We start from the raw sequence: 17898 nt of genomic DNA on the forward strand, positions 1-17898 counted from the left end.
GAGACGGTGCACAGCAACGGTGTCCATGCCTTGACGACACCAAGATCAAGCCACAGCTGTCACCATCAACCACCCAAAAGATGACAAAGCACTACTAGGGCGACGACGGCGGTCAGGAGCAGCGCCGCGTTGGCCATCTCTGGTCGCCTCCTCGCTGCGATTGCTGTCGACCTCGATTGTGATCCCGCGCCGGGCGTCGCGCGACCCGGCGGGCCTGCCCGGCGGCCGGGCTTGGAGCGGGACCCGGCGGGCCCGCCCGGCGGCCGGGCGCGGAGCGTGCCCCCGCGCCCGGCCGGTCCGCTGCACCGGGGACTCGGCTTGATCCCGTACCGGCGAAGTGTGGAACCGGATCTCGCAGGGTGACCAAGTCGCCTTGACGTCGGCGGCGCATCGGCGGAAGATTCCTCCCGGAGAAACCTACTTTCGGAGAGCGAGAGTGCGATGCGGCTGATCACTTTCGACGACGGGCGTGTGGGGCGGATCGACGGGGAGACCGTGATCGAGCTCGGCTGCGGGTCGACGCGGGAGTTCTTCGAGCGCGGCGGTAGTGTGCCGGAGACCGGTGAGCGGCTCGCCCTCGCGGACGTGACGCTGCGTGCGCCGATCCAGCCGAAGAAGTTCTTCCACACCGCCGGTAACTTCGCCGTGCATCACGAGGAGTTGCAGAAGGTCAGCTGGTCACATCCGGTGCACAAGGGGATCGTGTTCTTCCAGAACGTGGACGCGATCATCGGGCCGGAGGACGCGATCGTCTATCCCGAGGGGCTGACCAGGGAGCTGGACTACGAGCTCGAGCTCGCGGTGATCATCGGGAAGACCGGGGGCTGGTTCGGGCCGGAGGAGGCGGTCGACTACATCGCCGGTTACACCGTGTTCAACGACATCACCGCGCGGGACATCCAGCGGCGCGAGATGAAGTCGGGCGTGTTCTCGTTCTCGAAGGGGATCGACACGTTCTGCCCGATCGGGCCGTGGATCGTGACCGCCGACGAGGTGCCGGACGCGCAGAAGCTGGCCATGGAGCTGCGGGTCAACGGCGAGGTGCGGCAGAGCGGCAACACCGACCAGATGGTGCTCTCGATCCCGCACCTGGTCGCGTTCCACTCGCCGCAGGGCTACACGGCCGGCGACATCATCACCACCGGCACGATCTCCGGCGTCGCGGCGGTGCAGCCGAACCCGTTCGACTTCTACCTCAAGCCCGGCGACGTCGTCGAGGCCGAGATCGCGGGCGTCGGCACGCTGCGCAACCACGTCGTGCCGTGGAGCGCCGCGCACGACACGCCGCCTTACTCGGGGTCGCTGTACTCCGAGGACGTCTGATCATGCGATTCGGGACGATCGACGGCCGGCTCGTCGTCGTGCGCGAGGGGCTGGCGCTGGACGTGGCGCGGCACAGCTCGTTCTCGAGCGATCCGCTGCAGGTTCTGGCGCGGTTTGACGCCTTTGCCGCCTGGGCCGCCGAGGCGGACTTTTCGGAAGCCGTGCCGGCCGAGAACCTCGGCCCGCCGGTGCCCAACCCCCGGCAGGTCTTCGCGGTCGCTCTCAACTATCGCCCGCACGCCGCCGAGGCCGGCTTCCGGCCCCCGGGCGAGCCGCTGGTCTTCACGAAGTTCCCGTCCTGCATCGCCGGCCCGGATACCGAGGTCACCCTGCCGCCAGGCAAGCCGGACTGGGAGATCGAGGTGGTCGCCGTGATCGGTCGTGGCGGCTATCGGATCGAACGCGATCGGGCGTGGGAAACGATCGCCGGGCTGACCGTCGGGCAGGATCTCTCCGAGCGGGTGGTCCAGTCGCGCGGCACCCCGGCGCAGTTCTCGCTCGGCAAGTCGTTCCCCGGGTTCGGGCCGATCGGGCCGGTCGTGGTCTCGCCAGACGAACTGCCGTCTCGCGACGACCTGGCCTTCGAGTGCCGCCTCGACGGCGAGGTGGTCCAGCACGGTCGCACCAGTCAGATGATCTTCCCGCTCGACGACCTGGTCGCCCGCATCTCGGCGATCTGCCCGCTGCTGCCGGGGGATCTCATTTTCACCGGTACGCCGGCGGGGGTCGGCAACCGCCGCAATCCGCCCCGCTACCTGCGGTCGGGGGAGACACTGGTCAGTCGGGTGGACGGGATCGGGGAGATCCGCCAGACCTTCGTCTGAGGTCGACAGTGAACGGCCAACCGTCGGCCAGGAGGGGGCCGACGGAGGCCAGCGGTTCGAGAATGCCGGGCGCCCGGCCGGCCCCTAGGCTGGGCGCCATGGGTGACGAGCGCGGCTACTCCTCGGCAGAACTTCCGCTCTACTACGAATGGCACGGCAAGGCGGCCGGCGACCAGCCCCCGCTGCTACTCATTCACGGCGGTGGCTCGACCATCGAGTCGAACTGGGCGCTGCTGATCGAGGCGCTGGCGGGATCGCGCCGCCTCCTCGCGATCGAGTTGCAGGGGCACGGGCGAACCGGGTCGGGTTCGGGGCCGGCCTCGTTCGAGGGATCGGCCGACGGGCTGGCCGCGCTGTTGACGGAGCTGGGCGCCGGGCCGGTGGACGTGCTCGGGTTCAGCAACGGCGGTCAGGTCGCGTTGCAGCTGGCCGCGCGGCACCCAGAAGCAATCCGGCGGCTGATCGTCGCGTCGGCGCCGTTCCGCCGGGACGGGATGATCGACGGATTCTGGGACGGGATGGCCGCGGGCACCCTCGCCGACATGCCACAGGTCTACCTCGACGCCGACCTCGCGGTCAGCGGCGACCCGGAGCACGGCGTGCGGATGTTCCATCTCGATCGGGAGCAGATGCTGACCGGCTTCACCGACTTCCCGGACAGCCTGATCGCCTCGATCGCCGCGCCCACGCTCGTGGTCGCGGCCGACCGTGATGTGATCCGGGTCGAGCACGCGGCGCGGCTGGCCGAGCTGATCGGAAACGCACGGCTTCTCATCGTGCCCGCCGGCCACGGCGACTACCTGGGCGAAGTGCTGGCCGCGGCGGGCGACAGCGGGTCGCTCGAGCGGACGCTGCCGTTCCTGACCGCTTTCCTGGACGACTGACAACGGGCCCCGGCCGCGGTGACCCAGCCGTGGTCCGGGGCGATTCCGGTCGGCCGTGCCGCACCGGATCATCCGCGAACCGTGTCATCAGCGATCAGGCCGGCGCGTCGGTACTCGCCGGATTCCGCGCTCAGCTCAGGAACGCCACCGACCGGCGGACCAGCTCCCGGACCGCCGGCTCGTCCAGGCCCGCGAACATGTGCGTGCCGCCGGGGATCAGCTCGACCGTGGCGGAGGCGCCTTCCGAGGTGAGGGCCGACGCGAGCCGCGCGCTCTGCCGGGGTGGGACCGCCAGGTCGGCGGTGCCGTGCAGGAGCAGGAACGGCGGCGCCTCGCCGTGCGCGTGATGAACCGGGCTCGCGGCCGCGGCCAGATCCGGCCGCTCGTCGAGAGCGGCGCCGATCAGCTGGCCCTCCCGCGAGCCGGCGCTGCGGTCGCCCGTGCCGCCCGCATCGTCGATGTCCTTGGAGAGCGCGTCGAAATCGGTCGGCGCGTACCAGCAGACGACCGCGGCGATCGGCGAGCCGGGGGCGAGGGCCGCCAGCGCCGCCAGCTGGCCACCGGCCGACGTCCCCCAGCAGACCAACCGATCAGATTCGATCCTGTACGCCTGCCGCGACTCCCCGAGGAAACGCAGCGCCGCCTGGACGTCGTCGAGCTGGGCCGGGAAGAGCGCCTCGCCGCTCAGCCGGTACTCGACGCTGGCCACGGCCAGCCCGAGCGACGCCACCTCCGCGAAGAACCAGGACGCGGCCGGCCCGGGCCCCTCGCGCCGGCTGCCCACGCGCCAGCCGCCGCCGTGCAGGTAGACGCAGAGCGTGGTCGCGCCGGTCGGCACGTACAGATCGAGGGCGAGCGGCCGGAACCCGTTGCGCCGTGCGTACACGACGTCGCGGTGAACGGAAATGCTCATGCGACCGCGGGTGCCTTGTGGAAGCGGCCGGCCTGCATGATGACCCGCAGTTTGTCGCGGTCCTGCAGTACGCGTACGTCCTCCGCGGGGTTGCCCTCGACCACCAGGACGTCGGCGATCCAGCCCGGCTTCAGCATCCCGATGTCGCCGAGGCCGAGCAGCTGACCGCCGTACCGGGTGACCGCGGTGAGCGCCTCGAGCGGGGTGTAGCCGAGAACGTCGACGAACAACTCGAGGTCGCGCGCGTTGCGGCCGATCGGGTTGTTCGGGAACCCGTAGTCGCCGCCCGGCAGCGCGCGGATGCCCCGGCGCCGGATCTCGGGGTAGACGGCGGCCATGCCCTCCAGCGCGGCGACCGAGCCCATCTTCTCGGCGACCTCGCGGGTGATGCCGAACTCCTCGCCCTCGTACACGTTCGCGTACATGATGCCCGGCGCGGGCGACACGAAGACCTCGTCCTTCACCGACTCGAGCAGATCGAGCGCTTCCTCGTCGGCGTACGTGCAGTGGTAGATCGACCGGAAACCGGCCTTGACCGCGATTTTGACCGACTCGGCGGACTGGGCGTGGCAGTTGAGCCAGACGCCCGACTCGCGGGCCTGCGCGCCGGCCGCCATCGCCTCCTCGAGCGTGTACTGGGTGATCTGCGAGCCGCCCTCGATGAACACGTCATCGTTGCTGAGCAGGAACTTCACGCTGTCGTACCCCTGGGCCGCCATGTCGCGGACCCAGCGCGCACAGGCCTCGGGCCCCTGCCAGTCCGGCTCGACGTGCCCGTCCGGGCGGACCGGATGATTGTCCCGCTCCATACTCGCCGCGCGCATCCGCGGGCCCGGCACCGCGCCCGCCTTGATCTTGTCGCGGAGGATCACCTCGACCGGCATGGGCAGGATCGATCCGGCCGAGTAGGCCGAGGTGAAGCCGGCGTCGAGCAGGATCGACGCGTTTCGCTCGGCGCGCGCCAGCTCGCTCGGCAGGCCCTCGATGTGATGGAAGAACGACACGTCCAGCGGCGGGTTGAACGACGGGTCGATGTGCCCGACCGCCGACGGGAAGGTCAGATGTGCGTGCGACTCGACCATGCCCGGCATGACCGTACAGCCGGTGGCGTCGACCACCTGGTCATCGCCATGATCGTCCTGCCAGGCCGGGCGCACCTCGACGACCCGGTCACCCTCGACCACCACCTCGCCCGGCGCGGGCGCGGCGCCGCTGCCGTCGAAGACGAGCCCGTTGGTGAAGACCGTGCGCGCCATGACTTCCCACTTTCACCAGGCGAAAACGGCTTCCATCGGCCGTTACCCGAGTGTTTCCGGTTGTGACGTGGGTGTCAATGCTCCCACCCGAACTTCCGCGACCTTGCACTTCTCACTCTCCGAAAGTAGCTTCCACGTCATGACGGCGCGGGGACGGACCGGGTATCGGGTCGAGGCGCTCGCCAAGGGACTGCGGATCCTCTCGCTCTTCACCGAGCAGCGGCCGACCTGGCGGGTCAGCGACATCGGGCCGGCGGTCGGCATGCCGCTTCCGACCGTCTACCGGGTGGTGATGACGCTGACCGCGGAGGGCTATCTCGATCACCTGCCGACCGGCGACTACCGGCCGGCGGAGCGGGTGCTCACGCTCGGGACGTCGGCGCTGCGCGGTCTCGACCTGGTCGAGGCGGCCACGCCGCACCTGCAGAGGCTGGCCGCGGCCACCGGCGAGACGGTCGACCTGGCCGTGCTCACCGGCGATCAGGTGCTCTACCTGGTCCGCCTGCGCAACGCCGACCTGGTGACCGCGAACATCCAGGTCGGGTCGACGCTGCCCGCGGTGCACACCTCGATCGGAAAGTTGCCGCTCGCCCACCTCGACGACGCCGGCCTCGAGGAGCGGGTGTCGGCGGATTCGTTCGCGTTCAACCACGGGCCGAACGCGAAGCTCTCGCTGGACGAGCTGCGCGACGAGCTCACGAAGATCAGACAGGACGGGTGGGCCATGCAGGACGAGGAGTTGGCGTACGGCTTGCGAGCGGTCGCCGCGCCGGTGCGGGGCGCGGACGGTTCGGTCGTGGCTGGAGCGAATCTGGCCGTTCAGTCGCGAGACTGGTCGTCGCAGCGCATCGTCCGCGAACTGCGGCCGCTCGTGACCGCCGCCTGCGACGACATCTCGGCGATCCTGGGTTTCGCCGGATGAGCGAGCGCCTGCCGCGCCTGCGGCCGTCGTCGCTGACCGGCGACCAGCGCGCGCTGTACGAGACGATCGCCGGCGGTCCGCGGGCTTCCGGGCCGTTCGCGCTGGTCGGCGAGGACGGCGCGCTCGAGGGGCCGTTCAACGCGATGCTGCTGCAGCCCGCGCTGGGTGCCGCGCTGCAGGGTCTCGGCGGAGCGGTTCGCTACCGTACGGCGTTGAGCCCCCGAGCCCGCGAGATCGCCGTTCTCACCGTGGCCCGCGTCTGGGACAGCGCCTTCGAGCGGCACGCCCACGAGGCCGTCGCCCGGGCCGCGGGCATGTCCGAGGCCGAGCTGACCGCGCTGGCCGAGGGCGACCCGGCGGTCTTCCCCGACCCGTACGAGAAAACGGTCTTCTCGATCGCCGACGCTCTCGCGGCTCGCTCCGATCTCGCCGATCACGAGTACGCGGAGGCGGTCGAAACGCTCGGCCTGCCGATCGTCTTCGAGCTGACCACGCTGGTCGGCTACTACGCCACGCTGGCCCTGCAGATGCGGGTCTTCCGCACTTAGAATCGACGGCTATGAGCGTCATGGACTACGACGAGGTCTACCGCTCGAGCCGGCCGCCCTGGCAGATCGGCGGGCCGCAGCCCGCGCTCGCCCCGGTGCTGGAGGGCGAGGTCCGCGGCCCGCGGGTCCTCGACGCCGGCTGCGGCCAGGGCGATCTGGCGATCGAGCTGGCCCGCCGCGGCTTCGAGGTGACCGGCTTCGACATCTCGGGCGTGGCGATCGATCAGGCTCGCGCCAAAGCGGCCGCGGCCGGTCTCTCGGTCACCTTCGAGGTGCAGGATGCGACCCGGCTGTCGTTGCCGGCCGCCTCGTTCCACTCGATCTTCGACTCGGGCCTGCTGCACAGCCTGTTTCGGATCGGTTCCGATCAGGTCGGCGCCTACCTGGCTCAGCTGCCCGGCCTGGCCGCGCCCGGGTGCGCCCTCTTCATCGTCGCGGTGTCGATCGACGCGGGCGAGGGATGGGGCATCACCGAGGGCTTCCTGCGGGACGCGTTCGCCGCGCCGTTGTGGACCGGGACGAGCGTCGAGCCGATCCAGGTGACCGCCATGCCCGAGGGCGAGCCGCCGCTGTCGCTGCGCGCCCACCTGCTGCGCGCCGTCCGCGCCTGATCTCAGGGCGCCGCGAGGGCGGGTGTGTGCTTCGCCCGGACCGGGACGCGGGTCGAGCCGCTCAGGATGGTGAAATCGGCGGTCAGGTGGACCGCCGCATCGGTCGGGACGATCGGGATGTCGAAGGTCCAGCCGGGGCCGGCCGTCACCTCCGGCGGGCCCGCGGCGACGCCCGACCAGTCGCCGGCCGACTCGTAGTAGCCGCGCCAGGCGGTTTCCCGCCACTCGACGGTGGTCAGATCGATTCTGATCGGATCGGTGCCCCGGTGGGACAGCCGCGCGACGGTCGGCGACGGGTGGGACACCGCGACCGCGGCGCGCGGGAAGTCGGTGAGGCGGGTCAGCAGGTTCCGGGCGGCGACCGCCAGCGGCGACCCGAGGCCGGCGATCGCGATCGGGCCCGTCGCGGCCAATTCGAGCATCTCCTGACCGGAATCGGGGGGCGGGGGCGCGGCCGGCGGCGCCGACCCGGCCGATCCGATCAGGTCCCGGAGCCCGGCCAGCTCCGCGGCCGGGAGCACGCCGGCGAACCAGCCCACGCCGCCCTCGCTCACGCTGCGCCAGCCCGAGATGGCGCCGTCGGCGGACACCTCGACGCTCTCCGCCACGGCGGGTGTCTGGCTGCCGTCCGTGACGACCAGTCGCAGGATCATCGGCGCTTCGCCTCCCAGGTGCCGCCCAGTGCCCGGCCGAGAATAGCCATGAACTCGGCGATGTGGCGCGGCTGCGCGCCGTGGTCGTGCGGGTCGAACTCGCGGCCCGGGTCGCCCATCAGCGAGGCGCTCGAGTAACTGAACACCTGGATGGTGGCGTAGCGGTCCTTGTCGTCGGGCAGCGCGGCGTTGAGGTCGAAGAGCAGATCGCCGGTGAGCGCCACGGCGGGCTGGAACGGGACCGGCGGCGGGCCGGGGGAGGCGGCGACCGCGGGGACGTTGGTGGTCGGCAGCTTGGCGTACGCCTCGACGACCTGCTGAGCGAAGGCGCCCTCGTGCACGCCCGCGCCCGTGCTGGCGGCGCGGGCGTTGACCGAGTTCCGGGCGACCATCGCATTCTGCAGGTTGGTCGCGATCGTCGCGGCGGGCACGCCCGGGCCGGTCGCGTCGCCGACCGGGGGCTCGTGGCCGGTGGCGCGCAGATAGTCGCCGGGGTGCAGCTGGTACTCGTCCTGCAGGCCGATCAGGTGACCGAACTCGTGCGGAATGGTCGACGCGGCGTTCGGGTCGGCCACGTACCACTGCCCGGCGTTGGCCCGGCCGGTGCCCGCCACCACCTGCACCGTTTCGGCGTCGCCGCCGGCGCCCCGGATCATGCGGAAGTCGACCGGCATCGACTTGCCCGAGGCCGGCTCCACGCCCATGTACTGGTTCCACGCCGTCTGCACGTGCGTGAACCAGGCGCCGGGCGGGGCCAGCCCGACGAAGTTGACCTTCACCGTGACCAGCATCCGCTTCGCCTGGATCTCCCAGGAGTACCGCGACGCGTTCCCGCCGGTCATGCCGTACGTGGCGCCGCCGACCACTTCCGTCCACTGCCGCTCGACGGCGCCCACGGTCGATCCGGGCGCCACCGCGTCGAGCGCGTCCCAGGTCGCCTTGTCGGCCGTGCCGGTGACCGGCACCTTGTCGGTCTGGAAGGTCTGCAGCGCGGCGGTCGTCTTCGGTCCGAACACGCCGTCGACGACCAGCGGCGGCGCGGCGCCGGCCGTGTTGAGTTTCTGCTGCAGCTCCTTGACGGCCGGGCCCTGGGTCAGCCCGCCGGCGCCGGTGACCGGGTGCAGCGAGCTGCCGGCGACCTGGGTGCCCAGCGAGTTCGCCGTGCCGCTGGGCGTGTCCTGCTCGACGTTCCGGCCGCTCGCCCCCTCCGGCGCCACGAACCCGCCCTTGACCTTCGCATCCAGGTCCGCCCACATCGGGGCGTCGATGGTGCCGGAGGGAAACCTCTTCAAAACACCGATTTCATACGCGATGACGCCGACCAGCATGCTCCCGTCGAAGACCGCGTTGACGGTCAGCCGGGGACTGGCGCCCAGCGCGTTCAGCTTCTGCTGCGCGAACCCGACATCAGCGCCGGTCGAGCCCATCGTCAGCAGAGCGCGCACCGGTGGCGGCAGGGCGGCGAACGCGGCGTCCAGCCGGGCCTTGGTGACCGGGTCGAGCACGCCGGTCGCCGGTACGATGCCCACGCTGGTCTGGAACGTGCGCACCGCCGCCTCGGTGAGCGGCCCGAACCGGCCGTCCTCGGTCAGCGGGTCCGCCGACGCCTGCACCCGGCTGAGCTTCACCTGTGCGTCCCGGACCGCCTCGCCGTGCGCCCCGACCCGGACGTCCGCGACGCCGCCACCACCCACCGGCGGGGCGGGCGGCGCGCCCGACCCGCCGCCCGGACCGGCGAGGCGGGCCAGCTGGGCGTTGCCGCCGAGCTGCGACAACTCGGCGATGGCCGCCGGCGACGGCGAGCCCTGGAGCAACCGGGCGATCGCGGCGTTGCCCGCCCCGGGCAGCAGGACCGGGCCGGCGGTCTCCGTCTCCGGCGGGCGGACGGTCACCGGATCCGGCGGTTTCCGTTCGGGAAGGATCGCTTCCGAGGCGTCGGTCACGGCACGCCTCCGATCAGGGGCTCGACGGGCCGACCTCGACTGGGGGCCGACAAGGAGAGGTTCGACCGCCGCGCGGCCGCCGCCAAGGGCAGTCCGGGCGTCCTTTCGAGCACTTCTCGATCGGGTGACCGGCGGCTACGCCGTGGCGATCGCGTCCAGCTCGGCCCGGGCGTCGGCCGGCAGCGCGAGCGACGCGGCGGCGACGTTCTCCCGCAGGTGGGCGAGCCTCGACGTGCCGGGGATGAGCAGGATGTTCGGCGACCGGTGCAGCAGCCAGGCCAGCGCGACCGCGGTGGGGGTGGTCTCCAGGCGCTTGGCCACGTCGTCGAGCGTCGCCGACTGCACCGGGTTGAATCCGCCCAGCGGCCAGAAGGGGACATAACTGATCCGCCGGCCGTGCAGGGCGGCGATCAGCTCCTCGTCGCCGCGGTGGGCGATGTTGTACCAGTTCTGCACGGTCGTGATCGGGGCGATCGACTGCGCCTCGGCCACCTGGGCGGCGTCCACCACGCTGACGCCGAGGTGCTTGATCAGGCCCTCCGCGCGCATCGCGGCCAGGGCGCCGAACGGCTCGGCGATCGAACCGGGGACCGGGGTGTGGCCGTCCGGGCCGCCGCCGACCCGGAGGTTGACCACGTCCAGCGCGTCCACGCCCAGATTGCGCAGGTTGTCGTGCACCTGTGCGCGCAACTGATCGGGGGTGCGCGCGTGGATCCAGGCGCCGTCCTCGCCGCGGACGGCGCCCACCTTGGTGACGATGACCAGATCCGACCGGTACGGCTCGAGGGCCTCCCGGATGAGCTGGTTGGTGAGGTGCGGCCCGTAGAAGTCGGCCGTGTCGATGTGGTTGACGCCCAGCTCGACCGCGGTGCGCAGGACGGCGATCGCTTCCGATCGGTCGCGCGGCGGGCCGAAGACGCCGGGACCGGCCAGCTGCATCGCGCCGTAACCCATCCGGGAGATCGTGGCGCCGGCAAGGGGATAAGTAGTCATGGCCAAAGCCTGGCCCGCCCGCCCTCGCGCAGGCAGTGCCCTGCCGATCCTGGGTGTGACAGGGCCAGGATCGCTCCTGCCGATTCAGTTGCTAATCGAGCGTCGGCTCAACTTGCGCCCGGCGTGACCGAACCCACGGAAGACCGCTTCCGTCCGTTCGCTCGCGAAAGGCGCTCGATGAGTACCAGCACTACGGAACTACCCCGCTCGGCACCGCCCCCGGCCGCCTCCGCCGCCGGCGGCTCGGGCCGCTGGTGGGCGCTCGTCGTTCTGGCGATGGCCCAGCTCATGGTGGTGCTGGACGCCACGATCGTGAACATCGCGCTGCCCACCGCGCAGCGTGACCTCGGCTTCGACGACGCCTCCCGGCAGTGGGTGGTCACCGGCTACGCGCTCGCGTTCGGCAGCCTCCTGCTGCTCGGCGGCCGGCTGTCCGACTTCTTCGGCCGCAGGCGGATGTTCCTGATCGGCCTGATCGGCTTCGCGCTCGCCTCCGCGCTCGGCGGCGCCGCGAACGGTCTCGAGATGCTCATCGTGGCGCGGGCCCTGCAGGGCGCGTTCGGCGCGGCCCTCGCCCCGGCCGCTCTGTCGCTGCTGTCCACCACGTTCACCGACCCGTTCGACCGGGGCAAGGCGTTCGGCATCTTCGGCGCCATCTCCGGCGCCGGCGGCGCGGTCGGCCTGCTGCTCGGCGGTGTCCTGACCGAGTACGCGTCCTGGCGCTGGTGCCTCTACGTGAACCTGGTCATCGCCGCGATCGCGGTGGCCGGAGCGCTCACGAAGCTCCAGGACGAGCCGGTCGGCCGGCGCAACAAGCTCGACATCCCCGGCGTCGTCACCGCGGTCGGCGGCCTGGTCGGCCTGGTCTTCGGCCTGGGCAAGGCGGAGACCGACGGCTGGGGCGCCCCGGTCACGCTGATCCCGATCATCGTGGGCGTCGTCGTGCTGATCGCCTTTGTCGTGATCGAGACCCGGGTGGAGCACCCGCTGCTGCCGCTGCGGGTCGTTCTCGACCGGAATCGGGGCGGCTCGTACGCCTCGATCGGAATCGCCGGCGCCGGCATGTTCGGCATCTTCCTGTTCCTCACGTACTACCTGACCGTGTTCCTGAAGTTCACGCCGATCCAGACCGGTCTCGCCTTCCTGCCGATGCTCGCCGCGATCATGACCTCGGCGACCACGGCCGGCTCGATCCTGACCCCGAAGGTGGGCCCGCGCCCGCTGGTCCCGGTCGGCGCGCTGGTCGCGGCCGGCGGCATGGCCTTCATGACCCGGCTCGACCTGCACTCGACCTACGCGGCGAACGTCCTGCCCGGCCTGCTGATCATCGGCCTCGGCCTCGGCCTGGTCTTCGCCCCCACGCAGAACGCCGCCACCAGCGGCGTCGAGCACCGCGACGCGGGCGTCGCCTCGGCAATGATCAACACGGTGCAGCAGATCGGCGGCTCGATCGGCACCGCCCTGCTGAGCTCGTTCGCGACCACCGCGGCGACCCACTACGCGACCAGCCACCGCCCGTCGGCGCTGCTCGCGGCGCAGGCCCAGCTGGCCAGCTACCACACGGTGTTCTGGTGCTCGTGCGGCTTCTTCGTGCTGGCCGCGATCGTGGCGACGCTGCTGTTCCGCACCGGCCCGCTGGACGTGGACCAGGACGCGCCGCCCGCCATGGCCCACTGACCCGATTCCCGGCCTGTCGCCCCGGTCGCGCTCACCGCGCGGCCGGGGCGATTCGCGTACGGCCTAGCGTCGCCCGTTCATCAGGCGGCGCTTGCCGCGCGGGTGGAAGACCCGGTTCAAGACGTGCCACGTACGGGTGACGGCCCAGCCGGCCGTGTTCACCAGCCGGTCGCCGACGATCGCGAACTCGGCGACCAGCGACGCCGCCCGGTCCATGGCGCGGCGGGCCTGCTCGAGGTCCTCCGGGTCGTCGCGCAGCGCCCACAGCCGGAGGCCCTGGTCCCAGGCGTGCGCGCGGGTCACGGTGACCAGCATGCGCTGGCTCCAGTCGTCCAGTTGCCCGACGAAATCGTCGATCTCCAGCTGCCAGCGGGTGGAGAAGCCGCGCCGCAGCGGCGGGATCTCCTCGTAGAAGATCTGGTTGACCAGCAGGTAGTCCGGGTGGATCAGATCGTCGGTGGGCGCGCCCAGGTCGGCCCAGGTGCCGATCAGCGCGAGCGCCAGGTCGTGGTTGACGTGCGCGTTGACGCCCAGCATGGCCGCGGTCAGCTTGCTCATCTCGAGGTCCCGGCCGCGCTTGAAGAGCACCTCCCACACGTCGGGGGTGTCCTCGTCGTCCTGGTTCCACAGCTCGAGCGCGGCGAAGTAGCGCCGGGCGAACTGGACGTCCAGCAGCTCCAGGAAGTCGGGCTGGTTGACCTGGTCGCCCGAGCGCAGGGCGTCGTCCACCCGGCGGGTGATCCGGTTGTACAGCGAGTTGAACGCGGCCACCCGGTTCGCGGCCGGGCTCGGCGGCAGCTCGTCCAGGATCACCTGGACGGCGTCCAGCTTCTCGATGACGTCGGCGATGCCGGCCGGGCGGGTCGCCAGCACGTCGGTCATCCGGTCCCGCATGGGGTCCCAGCCGCGGCCCGCCGGGATCGGCAGCGTGGACAGTTCGAGACGCTTGTCCCGGAGCGTCTCGGCGCTGCCGCGGACGCGCTCCCGATCGAACGTTGTCGTCATGCCAACAGGGTGCTGACCTGGGGGCGATCCCACCACCACCCGGTCGGGTACACGTCACGAGAGATCGACCGAAAATTCGGCTGACGACCGTACGGACGACGGATATGGTCGCCCGATGTCAGTGACCTACCTGGTTCTCGCGCCCTCGCGGGGACCGCAGCAGCCATTCCGCACACGCACCCGGGGCCTGGCCCCGGCGATCGCCGCGTAGCCGAGCTCCTCTCCTCGCCGGGGCCTACGAGTCCAATCCGGATCGGGCGGCCCTCTTCGGCCTGCCCGTGAGTCAGACGGGACCCATGGCCTCATGGCAGCACCAACCCGGCGCGAGCATGCCCGCGCCCGGCGCACTCTGGGACAGAACTTTCTCGCCGACCCCGCGCTGGCCCGGCGCTTCGCGGAGCTGGCGGTGCCGGCACCCGGCACGCTCGTCTACGAGGTGGGGGCCGGGCGCGGACACCTCACCCGGCCGCTCCTGGCGGTTTGTGCGCAACTGGTCGCGTACGAGATCGATGTGAGCATGACCCGGCACCTGCCGGACGATCCGCGGCTGAGCCTGCGGACCGAGGATTTCCTGGCGGCAAGGCCGCCCGCGGAGAGCTTCGTCGTGGCCGGCAACATTCCGTACGCGTTGACCGCGGGCGTCGTGCGCTGGTGCCTGGCCGCGCCCACGCTGCGGCGAGCGACTCTGCTCACTCAGCTCGAATACGCTCGGAAGCGATCGGGCGACTACGGCCGGTGGAGCCGGACGACCGTGCTGACCTGGCCGGAGTTCGCCTGGCGGCTGGCCGGCCGGGTGCCGCGCACGGCGTTCCGGCCGGCGCCCCGGGTCGACGGCGGCATCCTGCAGCTCGACCGGCGGCCGGTGCCGCTGGTGCGACCCGACCTGATGCCGGCCTGGCGGCGACTGGTCGAGGTCGGCTTCACCGGCGCGGGCGGGTCACTGCACGCCACCCTCGTCCGTCGCTACGGCCGGCGGGCCCACGGCGTGACCAGGGCGGCGCGGCTCGACCCGCGGGCGCCGGTCGGCGAGGTGTGGCCGGAGCAGTGGCTCACCCTGTTCCGTCTGCTGGGGCCACGATGAGCGTGCCCAGGCCGTCGACCGCGTCGATGTCCAGGCCGCCCGAGTCGTTGTCGCCGCCCTTGGAGCGAAGTGTCGTGTTGCGATCGATGCCCTTGGTCTCGTCGCCGTTCAGCTTCACCCTGCCGCCGCCGTCGCGCAGCAGCACCTTGACCGGTACGCGCACCGGCGTGGTGATTTTCCAGGTGTTCACGCCGCCGGTCATCCGGATCGGCAGCGTCTCGTCCGGCGTCGGCAGCGCCATGGTGATCTGGGCCACGCCGCCGACCAGGTCGATCTGCCGGAGCCAGGCCTTGGCCAGCGCGAAGTTCTCCTCGCGTGCGCCGCCGGTCAGCAGCAGCGACCAGGTCACCTTGCTGTTGAGCTGGACGTCGACCTGCCCGGAGCCGTTCTTGTCGACGACCGTCGTGGTCAGCTTCACGCTGCTGCCGTCGCGGGTCAGGCGCGTCCTGAGGCCGCTGCCGCCGGGCGTGCTGACCCGGACCGGATCGGTTCCGATCGCGGCGACCGAGACGTTCAGGACCGCCACGTCGGACCCGAGCTCGAACGAGCCGGAAGTGAACGGAAGGGTGGCCGGCGGCGGAGCGATCGTGACCGTTTGCGGCGGAGGGCTGGCCGTGCTCGTCGCGGCCGGCGGCGGGGCCGGCTCGATCGACACCGGGGGGCTCGGCGTCGGATCGGCGGTCCCGGCCGGGGCGGTGGGCGCGCTGGTCACGGTGGTCGTGTGGGAGCGCAGCACGAGCCGCGCGAGCACCACCCCGCTGCCGCCGACGAAGACCAGCACGGCCAGGGCGCCGAGCAGCAGCCGCAGGCCCCTGCGGGCCGGCGGGGGCGGTGCGCTGATCACCCGGTTCGGTTGCGGGGTCTCGCCGTACGCCGGGGGAGCGGCCGTCGCCTGGTCGTCGGTGTCGGGGTAGTAGTCGGCCTGCGGGCTCATCCGATGGGGAGCGTCGGGCCAGTAGTCGGAGATGCGCGGCCATTCTGCGGTGTTCTGCGGGTCGGAGGCGTCCACGCGATCGTCTCCTCGGGTGCGGCTGCGGATGGCGTCGACTGGCAATACGCAGCGCCCCGGGGAGGAGTTCATTTTCCGGCCCGGCGATCGACCGGACCGCCAAAGAAGGGCTTAAATCTCACTCTTGCCCTTCGTGCCCTTCGCCGCAAGAATGCCTTTTCGAGAGTTTAAGAGCGTCTTAGGCGATGGCCGCAGGAGCGGATAATACATGCACCATGACAACCAACGGAACATCGCCTATCGCGCTCTTCCGCCAGATCCTGCCGCGGCCGAGGCCGAGGCCGCCCGGGCCCGGCGGGTGCTCGTGGCGTGCGCGCTCACCGTGACGGCCGGGGTGGCCGGTCTGGCGGTGCTGCTCTACCCGTTCGACGAGCCGCGCGGCCCGGCCCCGGTGGCCGAGCGGCTCATCGACCCGTCGGGGTTGTGGGTCCCGTCCCCGCCGGTGTCGGTTCTTCCGGCGCCGAGCAGCAGTCTCAGCTCCAGCCCGGGGTATGTCGAGCCGACCTGGACGCGTCAGGTGCCGCGCACGACACCGCGGGGGGCCGGGAAGGCGCCGTCGTCGACGCCCTCGCCGACCCCGCGACCGACTCCGGCGCCGGGCCTGAAGGTGGGCGAGTCGGTGAGCCTGGTGGTCGCCGCCGCGCCGGACTACCGGCTGCGGCACCGCGATTTCATCGGCCGGGTGGACCGGATCGGATCGGACGCGAGCCCTCTGGAACGCGCGGATTCCACCTTCGTGGTCCGGAAAGGACTTGGCCGCGACAGCTGCGTCTCCTTCGAATCAGTTAACTATCCGGGCTATTTCCTCCGGCACCGGAACTTCGTCCTGCGGCTGGACCGGCGCGACCCGTCGCCATTGTTCGCGCAGGACGCCACGTTCTGCGCGGCGCCCGCCCGGGACGGGAACGCCATTGTTCTGGAATCAATCAATTATCCGGGCTGGTCGCTGGTGGTGCACTCGGACGGGGTGATCCATCTCGACCAGGCCGAGGGGACGCCGTTCCTGGTGCGGTCGCCGTTCTGACGGGCGGACGCCCCGGGCGAGGCGGGCGGAGCCCGCGGGCCCGGGGCGCCACGACGGGTCAGCCCGGCGGCCGGGTGACGAGGCCGGCCGAACGCTCAGCCGGTCCGGCTCATCGGGGACCTGGGCCGCGCGTACGGCAAAGTGGTTTCAGGCTCCTGCGTTTTCCAGACGGGTGAGCTGCTCCTCGGTGAGCTTGAGGTCGAGGGCGGGCAGCAGGTTCTCGAGCTGCTCCGGGGTGCGCGGGCCGATCAGCGGCAGGATGCGCGGGCTCGTCTGGTGCAACAGCCAGGCGACGACCAACTGGTTCGGGGTCACGCCCGCGTCGGCGGCCACCTCGGTGACCGCGGTCAGCCGGGCGTCGGCGTCCGGGCCGGCGTAGCTGTCCATCATCCAGTGGCTGGTCCGCTTCTCCGGGCTGTCGTAGACGCCCTGCACGATCGGCGAGTACGCGACGAGCGTCTGGTCGTCGTTGGCACGTAGGTAGTCCAGCTGCTCGCTGTCCACGATGGACGCCGACTCCAGGCCGGCCTTCGGCCGCAGGTAGCTGTGCTGCTGCTGGACCGCGACCGGCAGCGGCCAGCCGTTGCGCTCGCACAGCCCGCGGATGCGCTCGAGGCGCCAGGTGCGCACGTTCGACCAGCCCAGGTAACGCACCTTGCCCTGCCGGACGAAGCCGGCCAGCGCCTCCAGGGTCTCCTCCAGGGGCGTGTTCCGATCGTCGACGTGGATGTAATAGAGGTCGACGTGATCGGTGCCGAGCCGGCGGAGGCTGCCGTCGAGAGCGTTCGTGAGCGTTTTGGCGCCGGCGCCGGCGAAAGTGCGGCGGGCCAGGTCCCAGTTGGGGGTGCCGTCCTCGGCCCACAGCTCGGGGGAGTGGTGCGGCAGCGCGCTGCCCTTGGTGGCCAGGAAGACCCGGTCGCGCTTGTTGCCGTCGCGCATCCAGCGGCCGAGCAACTCCTCGCTGTCGCCGCCGCGGCCGCCCTTGCGGGCCCACCACTCGTAGCAGTCGGCGGTGTCCACGAACGAGCCGCCCGCCTCGAAGTACCGGTCGAGGATCCGGATCGAATCCGATTCGCTGGTGGCGTTTCCCATCTGCATCGCGCCGAGCGCGAGCTGGCTGACCTGCTGGCCGGTGCGGCCGAGTTCGATCGTCTGCATGCGATCGACGCTATTTCCTGGAGCGCGCTCCAGGTCAAGCGTCGCGGTCACGCGTGGCCCGGCCGGTTCGGGGG

The 17898-nt window shown here is 71.5% G+C and carries 17 protein-coding genes; 9 read left to right on the forward strand and 8 right to left on the reverse strand.

The window, feature by feature from the left end; all coding sequences use genetic code 11:
- The first annotated feature begins 441 nt into the window (after positions 1-441).
- From IH26_RS0143280 to IH26_RS0143290, 3 genes are all read left to right on the forward strand, one after another.
- Positions 442-1323: a fumarylacetoacetate hydrolase family protein gene (locus IH26_RS0143280; protein WP_034217243.1), complete on the forward strand. Its 882-nt coding sequence runs from the start codon at positions 442-444 to the stop codon at positions 1321-1323.
- Positions 1324-1325: 2 nt separating this feature from the next.
- Entirely contained in the window at positions 1326-2147 is an 822-nt protein-coding gene (locus IH26_RS0143285) for a fumarylacetoacetate hydrolase family protein (RefSeq protein ID WP_030442126.1), read from the forward strand.
- Between the two features lie 98 nt (positions 2148-2245).
- The gene (locus IH26_RS0143290; RefSeq protein ID WP_030442127.1) at positions 2246-3031 is read left to right on the forward strand and encodes an alpha/beta fold hydrolase; all 786 of its coding nucleotides are present in this window, start codon (positions 2246-2248) and stop codon (positions 3029-3031) included.
- A gap of 130 nt (positions 3032-3161) precedes the next feature.
- Here the strand turns inward: IH26_RS0143290 and IH26_RS0143295 are convergent, their stop codons facing one another.
- Together IH26_RS0143295 and IH26_RS0143300 are read right to left on the reverse strand one after the other, a co-directional pair.
- Entirely contained in the window at positions 3162-3944 is a 783-nt protein-coding gene (locus IH26_RS0143295; RefSeq protein ID WP_030442128.1) for an alpha/beta hydrolase, read from the reverse strand.
- A complete protein-coding gene (locus tag IH26_RS0143300) occupies positions 3941-5200 on the reverse strand; it encodes an amidohydrolase family protein (protein ID WP_030442129.1) in 1260 nt (419 codons plus the stop codon). Before IH26_RS0143300 ends, IH26_RS0143295 begins: the two co-directional genes overlap by 4 nt.
- 139 nt (positions 5201-5339) lie before the next feature.
- Here IH26_RS0143300 and IH26_RS0143305 point away from each other — a divergent pair, with 139 nt between their 5' ends.
- The 3 genes from IH26_RS0143305 to IH26_RS0143315 are packed head-to-tail and all read left to right on the forward strand — an operon-like array spanning position 5340 to position 7281.
- Positions 5340-6122, forward strand: a complete 783-nt coding sequence (locus IH26_RS0143305) for an IclR family transcriptional regulator (protein ID WP_030442130.1) — start codon at positions 5340-5342, stop codon at positions 6120-6122.
- Complete coding sequence (locus IH26_RS0143310; protein ID WP_030442131.1) at positions 6119-6670, forward strand: carboxymuconolactone decarboxylase family protein; 552 nt, start codon at positions 6119-6121, stop codon at positions 6668-6670. The genes IH26_RS0143305 and IH26_RS0143310 overlap by 4 nt, the downstream gene beginning before the upstream one ends.
- Before the next feature lie 11 nt (positions 6671-6681).
- Positions 6682-7281, forward strand: coding sequence for a class I SAM-dependent methyltransferase (locus IH26_RS0143315; protein ID WP_030442132.1), 600 nt, complete (start codon positions 6682-6684; stop codon positions 7279-7281).
- Between the two features lie 2 nt (positions 7282-7283).
- Here the strand turns inward: IH26_RS0143315 and IH26_RS0143320 are convergent, their stop codons facing one another.
- The 3 genes from IH26_RS0143320 to IH26_RS0143330 form a co-directional block, all read right to left on the reverse strand.
- The gene (locus IH26_RS0143320; RefSeq protein WP_030442133.1) at positions 7284-7934 is read right to left on the reverse strand and encodes a hypothetical protein; all 651 of its coding nucleotides are present in this window, start codon (positions 7932-7934) and stop codon (positions 7284-7286) included.
- Positions 7931-9877, reverse strand: a complete 1947-nt coding sequence (locus tag IH26_RS0143325; protein ID WP_030442134.1) for a peptidoglycan-binding domain-containing protein — start codon at positions 9875-9877, stop codon at positions 7931-7933. The genes IH26_RS0143320 and IH26_RS0143325 overlap by 4 nt, the downstream gene beginning before the upstream one ends.
- A gap of 135 nt (positions 9878-10012) precedes the next feature.
- Positions 10013-10870: an oxidoreductase gene (locus IH26_RS0143330; protein ID WP_030442135.1), complete on the reverse strand. Its 858-nt coding sequence runs from the start codon at positions 10868-10870 to the stop codon at positions 10013-10015.
- Positions 10871-11047: 177 nt separating this feature from the next.
- Between IH26_RS0143330 and IH26_RS0143335 the strand changes: the two genes are divergently transcribed.
- A complete protein-coding gene (locus tag IH26_RS0143335) occupies positions 11048-12547 on the forward strand; it encodes a DHA2 family efflux MFS transporter permease subunit (protein ID WP_030442136.1) in 1500 nt (499 codons plus the stop codon).
- 63 nt (positions 12548-12610) lie between these two features.
- Here IH26_RS0143335 and IH26_RS54725 read toward each other — a convergent pair whose 3' ends face one another.
- Positions 12611-13552 carry a DUF5995 family protein gene (locus IH26_RS54725; RefSeq protein WP_030442137.1) on the reverse strand — a complete coding sequence of 314 codons (942 nt, stop codon included), beginning with the start codon at positions 13550-13552 and terminating at the stop codon, positions 12611-12613.
- A 304-nt stretch (positions 13553-13856) separates the two neighbouring features.
- Here IH26_RS54725 and erm point away from each other — a divergent pair, with 304 nt between their 5' ends.
- Entirely contained in the window at positions 13857-14633 is a 777-nt protein-coding gene (gene erm, locus IH26_RS0143345; protein ID WP_030442138.1) for a 23S ribosomal RNA methyltransferase Erm, read from the forward strand.
- Here the strand turns inward: erm and IH26_RS56660 are convergent.
- Entirely contained in the window at positions 14602-15642 is a 1041-nt protein-coding gene (locus IH26_RS56660; RefSeq protein WP_051809586.1) for a hypothetical protein, read from the reverse strand. The two genes, erm and IH26_RS56660, sit on opposite strands and share 32 nt — an antisense overlap.
- A gap of 208 nt (positions 15643-15850) precedes the next feature.
- Here IH26_RS56660 and IH26_RS56665 point away from each other — a divergent pair, with 208 nt between their 5' ends.
- Positions 15851-16666, forward strand: a complete 816-nt coding sequence (locus tag IH26_RS56665) for an AbfB domain-containing protein (RefSeq protein ID WP_030442140.1) — start codon at positions 15851-15853, stop codon at positions 16664-16666.
- 147 nt (positions 16667-16813) lie between these two features.
- Here the strand turns inward: IH26_RS56665 and IH26_RS0143360 are convergent, their stop codons facing one another.
- On the reverse strand, positions 16814-17824 hold the full coding sequence (locus IH26_RS0143360; RefSeq protein ID WP_030442141.1) for an aldo/keto reductase: 1011 nt from the start codon (positions 17822-17824) through the stop codon (positions 16814-16816).
- Positions 17825-17898 lie beyond the last annotated feature (74 nt).

It is taken from the genome of Actinoplanes subtropicus (assembly GCF_000721705.1).
GTDB classification, from domain to species: Bacteria; Actinomycetota; Actinomycetes; order Mycobacteriales; family Micromonosporaceae; genus Actinoplanes; species Actinoplanes subtropicus.